Origin of the sequence: Natronorubrum daqingense, from assembly GCF_001971705.1 — an archaeon.
Taxonomy (GTDB): domain Archaea; phylum Halobacteriota; class Halobacteria; order Halobacteriales; family Natrialbaceae; genus Natronorubrum; species Natronorubrum daqingense.
In genome coordinates this window covers 3,117,662-3,131,182 of the sequence record NZ_CP019327.1, presented here as the reverse complement: position 1 = coordinate 3,131,182, position 13,521 = coordinate 3,117,662, and the positions used below count along the sequence as shown (strand labels likewise).

Genomic DNA, 13,521 nt, shown 5'->3' with positions numbered 1-13,521 from the left:
TTTCCTCCAAACACGCTTCAATTCACATTACACGGCCACGTTTCTAAACCACATAACAGTGATCGTTTACAGATGGCCGAATGTTTAGAGATTTGGTGGAGGAAATCGGATATCAAATCAGATATAGCCAATATTAGGACGATGGTGCGAGCGAAACCGCCCATTGTTTGACGAACGGAAACCAGAAACGGTGCGATCCGTGACCAAATCACACGAACGCGGATCGAAACGTCGGCTCGAGGTCGGCGGGCGGCGGTCGTCGTCGACGCGCGCTCGCTAGACGGAGGGACACAGCGCTCGCCTTCACGCGCTCGCGTCGGCGAGGGCGCTCGTCGGACGATCTCGCGGGCGCTCGAGACGGACGGCACACTGCTTGAAGTTCGGTTCCTTCGAGCGCGGGTCGACGGCAGAGACGGTGAGTTCGTTCACCGCGGGCTGGTGGATCGGCAGCCAGACGACGCCGTCGGGGATCGACTCGTCGGGTTCGACGCGAACGGTGATCGATCCGCGCCGGGAGACGACGCGGCCGTATCCGCCATCGCCCTCCGACTCGCCAGACTCGAGTTCGTCGGCGAGGGCGACGGCCGTCGCGGGGCTGACGCGGGCCGTCGGCTCGTCTTCGCGGGCTCGCACGCCCGTGTTGTACGCGTCCGGTCGCCGAGCCGTCGTCAAAGTGAGCGGATAGGTCTCGTCTGTGGGCTCGGGGAGGGGCTGTGTCGTCCCCGTCGAGAACTGCGCGCGACCGGTCGGCGTCGGAAACGACCACGACTCCGCCCGCTCTTCGCCGGTCGTCTTTCGCTCGTCGTCGTCTCTCGCCGGACCGTCGTAGTAGCGGTACCCCGCCGAGACGTCGGGTTCGGGTGCCGGCCATCGAACCGCAACCTCGTGATCGAGACGCTCGTAGCTGATCCCCGAGAGGTCGGCGGGCGTCCCTTCCGTCAGGGCAGCCAGTTCCGCGAAGACCGATTCGGGCTCGAGGGACTCCTCGAAGAGGGAGGGGACCAGTCGGTCCGCGAGGTCGCCGATCAACTCGAGGTCGGTTCTGACGCCGGCGGGCGTCTCCGTCGCCGCGCGGACGCGCGAGACGGTGCGCTCCATGTTGGTCGTCGTGCCCGACGATTCGCCCCACGTCGCCGCCGGGAGGACGACGTCGGCGAGTTCGACCGTCTCGCTGCGGAACGCGTCCTGGACGACGAGAAACGCGTCCTCGAGTTGCTCGCGGACGTGCGTCGTATCCGGCATCCCCGCGAGCGGGTTGGTCGCAACCGCGTAGACGGCGGAGACGTCCTCGCCGATCGCATCGACGATACCGACGGGACCGGGGCCGGGATCGGCGGGAAGTCTCGATTCGGGAACGTCCCACGCCTCGGCGACCGCGTTGCGGTGCTCGGCGTCGCCGAAGGGGCGGTGGCCCGGCCAGGTCCCCTTCGAGGAACAGACGCGCGTCCCCATCGAGTTCGCCTGGCCGGTCAGCGAGAACGGCCCCGAACCGGGACGGAGGTTGCCCGTCGCCAGACAGAGATCGATCAACGCGCCCGAAGCGGCGGTTCCGTTGACACTCTGATTGATCCCCATCCCCCAGTAGAGCAGCGTCGGCGACTCGAGTGCCGTTGCGATTCGGTCGACCATCTCGAGGGTGACGCCGGCGGCCTCGGCCGCGTCGGCGGCGTCCGGAAGCTGGTCGCAGAGTTCGTCGAATCCGTCGGTCGCGTCGGCGACGAACTCCTCGTCGACGCGGTCGGTTTCGACGGCTCGAGCGAGAATCGCCCGCGCGAGGTCGACGTCGCCGCCGGGCTCGAGTGGCACGTGATAGTCCGCGACCTCGACGGTCTCGCTCTCGATGGGGTCGACGACGATCAGTTCGGAGTCTGCGGCGTCCGCGGACTGATTGATCCACCGAAACATGACCGGGTGGGCCGCAGCGGGGTTGGCCCCCCAGACGAGGTGGGTCTCGGCCTCGGGAATGTCGTCGTACGTCGGCGGCGGGGCGTCGCTGCCGAATGCGTCGTAGTAGGCGGTGACCGCCGAGGCCATACACAGCGTCGTGTTGGCGTCGTAGTAGCTGGTTCCGAATCCGCCGCGAGCGAGCTTCCCGAGGGCGTAGGCCGCCTCGTTGGTCTGCTGGCCGCTTCCCAACACGGCGACGCTATCGGGGCCGTCCTCGAGTGCCGTATCGAGGCCTTCCGCCGCGCGCTCGAGGGCCGTCTCCCAGGTCGTCGCCACCAGTTCACCGTCTCGTCGGACGAGCGGGCGGGTGAGCCACTTGTCGCCGGGGTCGACGGACTCGCTGATCCCGCGCTGGCAGGCGAGTCCGTTGTTGACTGGATGGGCGGCGTCGCCACGAACGACGTCGAGGCCGTACCCCTGTTCGACGGGCCGGTGGACGTGTCCGCAGCCGACGGCACATCGCATGCAGGTCGTCGGTACGAGTTCCGTCACACACGCCACCTCGAGTCGGCGTCGCCACGACGAGTGTGTGGTTTACAAACACACCAATCGAACGCCATTTCACTCAAACTCATAGACTATTTCACGACGATAGAAAACGTATGAAGCTACTAAACCGTGATCGTTTACAATATCCTACTTTTTGACTGAAGAAGTCGCCGATCCAGTAATCTACCGATGGATAGGGAGAATATAAGGACCGAATCGCTCGAGTACCGGCGGGTTTCTGTACGACCATCCACGGAATTCACCCCACTCGAGCGGGCGAACGATCGAGTTGAAGAACAACGGTGTGGACGGGCTTACTCTTTCCCGACCCACTTGAGGACGAGCAACGTGCCCTCAAAGAGCATGATCATCGTGATAGCGACCAGGATGGGGGCCATCATCGTCGGGTCCATGGTGAACATGAACGAGAGGCCGAAGAAGGCCGCCCAGAAATACAGGCGCTTGTCGGCCAGCCACCGCCGGGTCGTCACGCCCATCATGATCGCGAGCATGATGAACAGCGGAATCTGGAAGACGATCGCGAGGAAGCCGGTCAGCGTGATGACGAGGTCGAAGGTCTCGCCGAGGGCGTACGCAATGTCCGCACTCCCCTCCGCGTAGAACGTGAAGTACTCGAAGAGGATCGGCAAGACGAGCACGTAGGAAAACAACATCCCGAGGGCGGCGAGGACGACGCTCATCGGCACCGCCGCGAGGTAGTACTTGCGCTCGTTGGGGTAGAGTCCCGGTCGCATGAACCGGTAACACTGGTAGACGAACACCGGCAGCGCCATCATGATTCCGAGCAGGGCCGAGAACTTGATCCGGGTCAACCACAGCTCGAGTGGGTGGTAAATGTGTGGTGGGGGCGCGTTTTCCGCTGCGCCGGGGAAAATGTCGTCCCAGACGTAGCTGATGCCCTGTGAGGCGAAGAGCAAGCCGATCGCGGTCCCGGCCGCACCGACGAGTATGACGACCGCGAATCGAAGGACCATCTCCTCGATGTGGTCGGCGAGGGGCATCTCCTCGTCGTCCGGCGGCGTCGAAATGCCGCCGACGTCGTCGGAGAGGGGGTCAACCGGTTCCCCGGCGCTGTCGGGTCGGTCCTGGACGTACCCCTCGCCGTCGGTTTCGATCGATTGGTCCGCGTCGTCGCCTTCAGCATCGTCCGCGTTGTCGTCAGTTTCGGCGCCGTCTGCCTCGTCGTCAGATTCGTCGTCAGCCTCGGCGTTGTCGGCTTCAGCGCCAGAATCGTCATCTGCTTCACCATCGGACGCAGCGTCGGATTCGGTTGACCGTTCGGCATCTTCGTCGGCGGACGGGTCCTCCTCGCCGTCCATCTCGGATGGCAGCGGCTCGTCGTCGGTCTCCGTCGACCCCTCGGCGTCGCTAGCGGGATCATCGACAGCCATGTCGTCCGCCGGCTCGTCCGACATCTATCGGGATATCAAACGGCCACTGGTTATAGGCCTTTTTCTTACGGCCATTCGAAGAGAGCGACAAGGGTCCGAAACCGCTCGTTGACGCTCGAGCACTCGAAAGGTTGATAACTGGATGTCAGTTAGCCACAGGCAGTAAATGAGTTCTGCCGTCGGTGAGGATACGGCCAAAGCGATCAATACCGGCCGGGAGACGATCGGAGCGGTATTGTCTGGCGCGCAGACCCATCTGCAGAAGGTGTTCATCGTCTTTACCCTCGGCTTCGTCGGTTCGTTCTACGCCCTTCGCGTCTGGATCTGGGACTTCCTCGAGGCGACGGCGAAAGCCGAGATGGGCCAGACCGTCGCCGACGCGACGGAGATTATTACCCGAACGCCCTTCGAAGTGATCCTGTTACAGGCGAAAATCGGGTTACTCGTCGGGATCATCGTCGCGATTCCGGCCCTGCTTTACTTCTCCCGCGAGGCGCTCAGAGAGCGCGGCGTCGAGTCGGTCGTCCCGGTCTCTCGCGGGTACATGGCCGGCTTCGCGCTGACCTCGATGGTGTTGTTTTGTATCGGGATCTTCTACGCCTACGCCATCTTCTTCCCGTTCGCGTTCGACTTCCTCGGCACCGTCGCACACGACGCTGGCGTCAATCCGAGCTGGGGGATCACCGAGTTCACCGAGTTCATCGCCCTGCTCACCATCTCGTTCGGACTCGCCGCACAGTTGCCGCTGTTGATGAGCGTCCTTTCGTACACCGAAATCGTCTCCTACGAGACGTTCCGGGACAAGTGGCGCCACGCCATCGTCGCGATTACCGTCTTCGGCGCAATGTTCTCCCCGCCCGACCCGTTCACGCTGATCATGTGGGCGATCCCGCTCGTCGCCCTCTACGTGTTCAGCCTCGGTCTCGCGAAAATCGTCGCGAACATCCGCCGACGTGGTGCCGCCGAACTCGACACCGGCACCGGCCTCATGAAACGGCGGCTGTACCAGTTCGTCGGCGCACTCATACTCGTGAGCGCTGCAGTCTTCGTCTTCATCTCAGACGGTGGATTCGACTACCTCGAGGAGTCCGTCTACCCCGCGTTCCCCGAGGGCTACCGGCCCGAGGGAACGCTCGGACTCGAGGCGTTCGCCGCCGAGTACGGCGTCTTCGGTGACGTCGCCGCCGGCGTGGTCGTCGCACTCACGCTCGCCGTGGTCGGGCTCATGGTGTACACGATCCGCGTGCTTCAGGCACCGGTGTACCCGCGAGAAGGCGACATCAGAGCCGCAGAGGACCCCGACGACATCGACTTCGACACCATTTCGACCGACGACATCGAAGAGATTCCGACGCAGGTCTTCCTCGCGATGGACGAAGAACAGGCCCTCGAGCACTCCCGGCAGGCCATGTACGACGATAATCGGGACAAGGCTCAGGCCATCCTCGATCGCTTCGACTCGCTACAAGAACAGCGAGCCAGGGCGAACGAAGCGGGCGACGGGAGCGGTGGTGGGGCCGCAGCCAGCGGGGCGAGCGCGGGTGCAGCCGAAAGCGGTGGCGAGGACGAAGAGAGTGTGTTCTCGAGCACCGCTGCAGGGATGCTCGATCCGTTCACCGAAGACGAGACGACCGAGGACGACATCGGCGGCTACGCCTACGACCTCGCGTTCATCGTGGACAGCCTGACCTCGAAGACGATCTACATCGTCGGCGTCTTCATGGCCGTCCTCGGTGGCACGTTCCTCGCGCTCTATCAGGGTGGCTTCGGCGTGATCCTCGCACAATTCGTCGAACGCGTCCCCGAAGAGGTCCTCCTCGAGGTCGCAGAGAGCAACGACGCGAACGTCACCGGCGACGAGTCGACGACGGAGCTGATCGGCGACCTCGGGCTGGTCATCGCGTTACACCCCGTCGAAGTGCTCATCTTCATGGTGAAGGTGAGTACGATCCTCGCGATTATCGCCATCCTGCCGATGGTCATGTACTGGGGCTGGCCAGCAGCCAAGGAGCGTGGCCTCGTCAGCGGCGGGACACAGCGCGTGTTCCTCGTCTGGGGTGGTACGCTGTTCGCCGGCTTCGGGGTCGGCCTGTTCATCGGCTTCTACTGGCTCGCCCCCGCGGTGATTTCGTATCTCATCACCGACGCCGTCCAAAACGGCATGGAGGTCACCTACCGGATCAACAGCTTCTCGTGGCTCGTGATCTACACGACCCTCGGCGTCGGCTTCCTGTTCAACATCATCGTCACGATGGCGCTGTTCCACATCGGCGGCATCGTCAGCTACCGGACGATGCTCGAGCGCTGGCGGCCGATCGTCGTCGGAATCTTCACGGCCGCCGCGTTCCTCAGCCCGAAAGGCATCCTCACGATGTTGCTGGTCGCGATCCCGATCGCGCTCACGTACATGCTCGGATTGGCCGTCCTCTACGTCCTCACCGGTGGCGGCAGACTGTTCGGCGGCGGTGGCGGCAGCACCGACCAACCCGCCGAACCGGAATCGGATGCCGGGACCGCATCGGACTGACGGCGATTTGACCCTGCGCTGACCGACGACAACTGATTCTCGAGACTCTCGGAATCTCCCTCGAGACGGCGGAAATCGCCCGGTTTTGAACGGATGTTCCCGTGTCGTCCGCGAACAGTCAGTAGTTCTTTACACGATTGCTGTGAATTTTACGTACTACTAACCGATTCGCATGCTCGAGGATATCTCACTGCAGACGCTGCCGTTCGAAGATCCGATCATCATCTTCGCGATCGCGATGGTCGTCTTCCTCGTCGCACCGCTCGTCTTCGAACGCTACCGACTCCCGGGGATTATCGGCATCATCGTCGTCGGGACGGCGATCGGACCGAACGGGTTCGGCTTTCTGGACCGAAGCGAGACCTTCGTCCTACTCGGCGAGGTCGGATTGGTCTATCTGATGTTCCTGGCCGGCCTCGAGATCGACCTGGGCGAGTTCGTCGCCAATCGCGATCGAAGCCTCGTCTTCGGTGCGCTATCGTTTCTCCTTCCACAGGGATTAGGAATGGCCGTCGGGGTCTGGTTTCTGGGGTTCGACGTCATGACCGCGGCGCTGTACGCCGCCATCTTCTCCTCGCACACGTTGCTCGCGTATCCGATCGTCAATAAGCTCGGAATCGTGAAGAACGAGGCCGTGACCGCGGCGATCGGCGGGACGATCTTCACCGATACGGCAGCCTTGCTCGTGTTGGCGATCGTCGCCGGGGCGGCAGCGGGCGACCTGACGATCGGTTTCTGGGTGTCGCTCGTGGTCGGACTCGTCGCGTTGTTCGCCGGTATCTGGCTGCTCGTTCCGCGGCTTGGCCGGTGGTTCTTCAGAAACGTCAGCGAGGAGAGTTACTTCGAGTTCCTGTTCGTCATGGCCGTGTTGTTCGTCTGTGCAGCCTTCGCCGAAATCGCCGGCGTCAAGCACATCATCGGTGCGTTTCTCGCCGGATTAGCGCTCAACCGACTCATCCCGACGACCAGCACCCTGATGAACCGCATCGAGTTCGTCGGCAACGCCCTCCTCATCCCCTTCTTCCTCATCTCTGTGGGAATGCTGGTCGATCCCGCAGTCGTCGTCGGCAGCACCGAGACGCTCGTCATCGCGGGAACGATCATCGCGTTGTTGCTCTTCAGTAAGCTCTTCGCGAGCTGGGTCACCGGCGAGATTTACGACTACACGACCGACGAACGCATGGCGATGTTCGGGCTCTCCTCGGGGCAAGCCGCGGCCGCGCTCGCGATCACCCTCATCGGGTTCGAGGATCTCGGCCTCTTCGACGAGACGATGGTCAACGGCGTCGTCCTGATGATCCTCGTCGTCAGCTTCCTCAGTCCGGCGCTCTCGAAACGTTACGGCCGCCAGATCGTCGACGCCGAAGCGGATGCCGAGTACGACCCCGGCGACCAACCGACGCGCGTCCTCGTCCCCCTCGCGGGCAATCGCGACACGATGGACCAACTCCTCGACTTCGGCATGCTCGTCCGCGAAACCGCGGGCGACGCCGAACCGTTGCGAGCCCTGACGGTCGTCAACCGACGACCCACGCGACTCAGAGCGAGTCGAACCGACCAACGCGAACAGGCCCAAACCGCGACCGACGTCGCCGACGCCGAAGAACACCTCGAGCACGCGGCCGAACACGTCGCCGGCGCGGAGGTTCCCGTCGAAACCCACACCCGCGTCGAAACGAGCGTCGCCGACGGTATCTCGAAGACGGTGCTCGACGAACGAATTACCACTACCGTCCTCGGCTGGGCGAGTTCCCGACGCTTTGGCTCCCGGTTCTTCGGGGACATCGTCGAACAGGTTCTCGAGCAGACGACGGTGCAAGTGCTCGTCTCGAGGCTTCGCGAACCGTTGAACGTCTCCGAGCGCGTCGTTTGCGTGTTGCCCGCGCACATCGCCTCCCACCCCGGTTTCTACGAGACGATGCACACCGTGAAGACGGTCGCCGACGAACTCGGCGTCAACCTCGAGTGTTACGTCGTCGGTGGCAACCCCGAACGCTACGCACAGCTCGTCGACGCTATCGAGCCGGAGACGACGACGACCGTCGACGTCGTTCCGGTCGGCGACGGATTCGACGACGCCATGGACGAACGGGTCGACGAAAACGACTTCGTCGTCGCCCTCAGCCCGCGTCCCGGCAGCCGCGGCTGGGAAAACCGGCTCCAATCGCTGCCGGGTCGGCTCGCGGCGCTCGAGGCCGAGAACGTCGTCGTGGCCTATCCGTCCGAGGAGGACACCTCCGACAAACGTCGCTTCCTCGAGATGGGATGAGCAATGCAGAACGAGAGACAGTGAAGGGAGCAAATCGAGACGAGGTGGAGAACGCAGACGGTCACGGGCTGTTAAGAATCCCCCCACCCAATGACGACGCACATGCCGAAGATCAGCGTCGAAATACCGCAGGAACTGCTCGACGACCTCGACGAGCACGTCGGTGACGATGGCAAGTTCGTCAACCGAAGTGACGCGATCCGCGCGTCGATCAGAAAGAACCTCGATATTCTCGACGAAATCGACGACCGACACGACCGCCTCGAGACCGACGAATAACCGATAGTCGCGCTACGCGGCCGCCGTCTTCACTCGCGGCTGTCTCTCATTCCTCCTCGAGTGGCCGCGCGAACCCGAAGTTCGGCTTGACGTCCTCGATTTCGACGGTGAGCACGTCGCCTTCGGAGGTTCCGGGAACGAACAGTCGGTAGCCGTCGATCGAGGCGATGCCGTCGCCTTCGCTGCCGACGTCGATAATCTCGACCTCGAGTTCGTCGCCGGGGGCGACGGGGGCCGTGAGCCGGCCCTTGGCGATGAAGTAAATCTCGGAGGATTCCTTGCGACTGGCTTTCGGTGCGGTGGCGCGGACGTACTGGAACTCGTCTTCGATATCTTCCCGGAAGTCGTCCACGTCCGGCCCTTCGAAGACCTTCACGACGAAGTTGCCGCCGGTGTCGAGGATCTCGAGTGCCGTCTCGAAGGCCTGTCTCGCGAGGTACAGCGAGCGGGCCTGATCGAGGGAGTACTCGCCGGACATGTTCGGCGCCATGTCCGAAATGACGACGTCGACGGGGCCGTCGGCGGCCTCGACGACGCGCTCTCGCGTCTTGTCTTCGGTCATGTCCCCGCGGAGCGTTTCGACCTGATCGGTCAGCGCCGGGTCCTCGAGGTCCTTGATTCGCTGGAGGTCGACGCCAATGACGGTCCCCTTTGGGCCGACCTTCTCGGCGGCAACTTGCAGCCAGCCGCCGGGGGCGGCCCCGAGGTCGACGACCGCGTCACGCCCATCGATGACGTTCTCGAGGTCGTCGAGTTGTTTGAGTTTGTAGGCCGCCCGCGAACGGTAGCCCTCCTGTTTCGCTCTGTTGTAGTAGTCGTCTTTTCGGGCCATAATCGCGTGTTCTTGAAACAGGGCTAGCGGTCCAGAACGGATAGGTGTGGCGAGATGGGGATCCGCGTATTCGCGGTTCACTCCTCGCTCGAGTCGCCCGAATCGTCGCCGGCCGACCGGCTGGACCCCGGCTGATCGCGCCGCCCGACGTCCTCACCGGGCTCGAGGTCCACCTCGGGGTCTCCTTCGGTCACCTCGTCGAGGTCGACGTCCACGTCGCCGCCCTGGCTCGAGTCCTCCTCGGATTCGTCGACCGAACCCTCCGGCTCGCTATACCCCTCGGACTCGCGGTTTTCCTCCGCAGGAGGCTCCATTTCGGCGTCGGGGTCGACTCGCGCGTCCGCTTCGGGGGTGTCGTAGAACCCGTCGTCTTCGACCATCGGTTCCGATGCGGCGGACACGTCTGGATCGGTGCCAGCGGTCGGACCGTCGTCGGGTGCCGGTTCCGTTGGATTCGAGGCGACCGGTTCACCCGGATCGTGGTCGCCGCTTCCCCGGCCGCCGATGTCGGAGCGCGCGTCCGAATCGGTGGGCTCGCTCCCAGACTCGTCGTCGGCTGTGCTCGCCGACGTAATCGTCTCCGTTGGAAAGTCGGACTCGAGCGTGATCGCGTCGTCGGTAATCTCCTCGACGGCGTCGTCGGTGAGCGGAACGGTCTCGTCCGTCCCGCGGTCCCACTCGAGGGCCGCTCGCGTCGAGTCGGTGACCGACTCCGCGGGCACGACGTAGGCCGTTTCCGGGTCGGTATCGGCGACGACGCCGAGATGGTCGCCCGTGGCGGTCTCGATCGACTTTCCGACGTCGTCGTCCGTGAACGTTGGGCTCATACCACGACCTACCGGGACCCGCCGGAAGCGAGTCCTGCCTGCATTCCACGGGCCGACTCAGCGGACGCGCTCGGACGGACGACGGTGCGTTCTATCGGTAGTCGACACGAACGCGATGTAAGGAGTGCCGGACGAGAGTATTCGAATCTTTCCGGCGCGTATTGGCGGCTTTCGCCGATACCGACCGGTGGTTCAAAGCACGGACGGTGTACTCCCAGATCGTGGCGGGTTGCGGTGTCCGAGCCAGTTTGTGGCCGAAATCGGGTCGTTGCCGACCGAACGGCGACCGGGGTGGCCGACGGTCCCGCGAGTGTTGTCCTCGGCGTACATAATCAATTCAGTGAATGTAAAATGATAGAAACTGTCATGAGATCGGACGAAAAACGTGACCGATTTCGTATGTGAGAAGCGACAGAATTCTCGAGTTGTGTCGCTCGAAACGTCACGCCCCCGGAGTGTCACGGGTCGAGTGAGATCAATCATTGTTGCTTTTCAAGCCCTCAGACCCATGAATTCCTCGAATTGGACCGGCTCGAGGCGCGGTCGAGTCAGCGCAGTTTCATTATTACTCAAATAGTTCTGTCGAAAGATACGTTCATCGCGTACAACAGCCATAACAAGGTGTCACAGAAGCGAGCATACGTCCACCCCGAGCAGTGAGTATCCAATGAATTGCTTGATATTCAATAACACACCGGCGCACGTCCATCAGTACAAACACGCGGTTACGCGCCTCGAGGAGCGAGGCCACGACGTTCTCGTCTTCGCCAGAAGCGACGAGTTTACCGAATCGCTCCTCTCGTATCACGACCTGCCTTACGAGACCTACGGCGAGCGAAGCGAGTCGCTGCACTCACTCGCCTACGAACTGCCGTCGCACCTCTATACGATCGCCCGTCGCGTTCGAGCGTTCGATCCGGACGTCATCTTCGGAAAAGGACCCTACGCCGCGGCCGCTGGGATGTTCTCGCGGACGCCCGCGATCGCCGTCCTCGACTCGGAGACCTCCTACGACCACGTCGTCGCGAGACCGTTCGTGCGGGCGATTTTGACCCCCTCCGCCTTCCGAAAGGACCTCGGAAGCAAACACTACAAGTTCAACGGCGTCGCGGAATCGGCGTACCTCCATCCCGACGTCTTCGAGCCCGATCCGTCGGTTCGCGACGACCTCGGCGTGGCGGCGGACGAACCGTACGCCATCGTCCGGCTCAACGCCTTCAACGGCCACCACGACGTCGGCAAGCGCGGCTTCTCGCTCGAGCAGCGCCGACGGCTGCTCTCCGAGTTGTCCGAACACGCCACCGTCTTCGTCTCGGACGAAGCCGGCGACCTCGAGTTCTCGGATCTCCCGGCCGAGTCGTTCGACCTCCACCCGGCGAAGATGCACGACGCGCTCGCCCACGCCGACTTGCTGGTCGCGGACACCCAGACGATGGTGACGGAGGCCGCACTGCTCGGCACGCCCGCGATTCGATCCAACTCCTTCGTCGGCGAGGAGGATATGGGCAACTTCATCGAACTCGAGGAACACGGACTCGTCCGAAACCTCGAGTCGTTCGAGGACGTCCTCGAGCAGTCCCAGGAGTTGCTCGCGGACGAGTCGTCCACGGATCGCTGGGAACGACGCCGCGACGAGTACGTCGAAGACATGGACAATTTGACGGAGCTGCTCTGTAACATCGCGACCGCCTACGGCGACAGACAACAGCAACCGACCGCGGGAACGGCGACGGGGGTGAACTAGATGCGGATCTGTTCGATCGTCGGTGCGCGCCCGCAGTTCGTGAAAGCCGCCGTCGTCTCGAGTGCGCTCAGGGAGGTCGGCGAGGAGATACTGGTCCACACCGGCCAGCACTACGACGAGGAGATGTCCGACGTGTTCTTCGACGAACTGGGGATTCCCGAACCGGATTACAACCTCGGCGTCAAGTCGGACACCCACGGCCGCCAGACCGCGAAGATGATCGCCGAGATCGAACCGGTCGTCGAGGAGACCGAGCCGGACGTGATGTTGCTCTACGGCGACACCAACTCCACGCTCGCCGGAGCCATCGTCGGCTCGAAACTCGACATGGAGGTCGCCCACGTCGAAGCCGGCCTGCGCAGCTACAACCGCGAGATGCCCGAAGAGGTCAATCGGGTGCTGACGGACCACGCCTCCGAGTACTGCTTCGCGCCCAGCGAGAACGCCGTCGAGACGCTGGCCGGCGAAGGGATCACCGACGGCGTCTACATGACCGGCGACGTGATGTACGACAGCGTCCTCGCCGTCAGAAACCGAGTCGCGGGCAATACGGCCGTACTCGAGAAGCTCGGCGTCGAAGAGGGCGAGTTCATCCTCGCGACCGTCCACCGACAGGGGAACACGGACGACCGCGAGAAGCTCGAGTCGATTCTCGACGGCCTCGCAGCCGCCTCACAGCCGGTGGTCCTCCCGATTCACCCCCGAACCGTCGACCGCCTCGAATCCTACGGCCTCTGGGAGCGCGCGGACGAGGACCTCGAACTCGTCGACCCGCTCGGCTACCTCGACTTCGTTCGCCTGCTCGACGCCGCAGAGCGCGTCGTCACCGACTCCGGGGGCGTCCAGAAGGAGGCTTTCTTCCTCGAGACGCCCTGCGTGACGCTACGCGAGGAGACCGAGTGGGTCGAGACCGCCGAGTGCGGCTGGAACGAACTCGTCGGCACGGACACCGACGCGATCCGGACGGCCCTGACGAAAGACGAGTGGCCCGAGACGACGCCGAATCCCTACGGCGACGGCAACGCGAGCCAGCAAATCGCCGAAATCCTCGAGCGCGAAGCAGAGACCGACGAACTCGAGGCACAGACGAGCGACTGATACGGGTTGCTGGCGACTCGAGGCGGTACCCATCCGAGGACGGCCGGGAGAGCCGTCAGCGGGCCTGCCGTTCTCACCCCAACAGTCAACCGTTCGC

The 13,521-nt window shown here is 63.4% G+C and carries 9 protein-coding genes; 5 read left to right on the top strand and 4 right to left on the bottom strand.

The genetic code is table 11. The features are described 5' to 3' along the window. Nucleotides 1-303: 303 nt before the first annotated feature. Both nasA and BB347_RS15130 read right to left on the bottom strand, forming a co-directional pair. On the bottom strand, nt 304-2,439 hold the full coding sequence (nasA, locus tag BB347_RS15135; protein WP_076582644.1) for an assimilatory nitrate reductase NasA: 2,136 nt from the start codon (nt 2,437-2,439) through the stop codon (nt 304-306). Between the two features lie 311 nt (nt 2,440-2,750). Next, nucleotides 2,751-3,872, bottom strand: a complete 1,122-nt coding sequence (locus BB347_RS15130; protein ID WP_076582646.1) for a twin-arginine translocase subunit TatC — start codon at nt 3,870-3,872, stop codon at nt 2,751-2,753. Nucleotides 3,873-4,014: 142 nt separating this feature from the next. On the opposite strand from BB347_RS15130, the gene BB347_RS15125 reads away from it, so the two are divergent. The 3 genes from BB347_RS15125 (at nt 4,015) to BB347_RS15115 (ending at nt 8,923) form a co-directional block, all read left to right on the top strand. Further along, complete coding sequence (locus BB347_RS15125) at nt 4,015-6,375, top strand: twin-arginine translocase subunit TatC (RefSeq protein WP_076582648.1); 2,361 nt, start codon at nt 4,015-4,017, stop codon at nt 6,373-6,375. Nucleotides 6,376-6,547: 172 nt separating this feature from the next. Beyond that, the gene (locus BB347_RS15120; RefSeq protein ID WP_076582649.1) at nt 6,548-8,644 is read left to right on the top strand and encodes a cation:proton antiporter; all 2,097 of its coding nucleotides are present in this window, start codon (nt 6,548-6,550) and stop codon (nt 8,642-8,644) included. Nucleotides 8,645-8,746: 102 nt separating this feature from the next. Continuing rightward, complete coding sequence (locus BB347_RS15115; RefSeq protein WP_076582935.1) at nt 8,747-8,923, top strand: ribbon-helix-helix domain-containing protein; 177 nt, start codon at nt 8,747-8,749, stop codon at nt 8,921-8,923. A gap of 46 nt (nt 8,924-8,969) precedes the next feature. Here BB347_RS15115 and BB347_RS15110 read toward each other — a convergent pair whose 3' ends face one another. Both BB347_RS15110 and BB347_RS15105 read right to left on the bottom strand, forming a co-directional pair. After that, nucleotides 8,970-9,755, bottom strand: a complete 786-nt coding sequence (locus BB347_RS15110) for a 23S rRNA (uridine(2552)-2'-O)-methyltransferase (protein ID WP_076582651.1) — start codon at nt 9,753-9,755, stop codon at nt 8,970-8,972. Nucleotides 9,756-9,832: 77 nt separating this feature from the next. Continuing rightward, nucleotides 9,833-10,582 carry a hypothetical protein gene (locus BB347_RS15105; RefSeq protein ID WP_076582653.1) on the bottom strand — a complete coding sequence of 250 codons (750 nt, stop codon included), beginning with the start codon at nt 10,580-10,582 and terminating at the stop codon, nt 9,833-9,835. 667 nt (nt 10,583-11,249) lie between these two features. Between BB347_RS15105 and BB347_RS15100 the strand changes: the two genes are divergently transcribed. Continuing rightward, the gene (locus BB347_RS15100; protein WP_076582655.1) at nt 11,250-12,326 is read left to right on the top strand and encodes a DUF354 domain-containing protein; all 1,077 of its coding nucleotides are present in this window, start codon (nt 11,250-11,252) and stop codon (nt 12,324-12,326) included. Next, nucleotides 12,327-13,424 (top strand): non-hydrolyzing UDP-N-acetylglucosamine 2-epimerase, encoded by a 1,098-nt coding sequence (wecB, locus tag BB347_RS15095; protein WP_076582656.1) that lies wholly within the window; start codon nt 12,327-12,329, stop codon nt 13,422-13,424. Nucleotides 13,425-13,521: the final 97 nt, after the last annotated feature.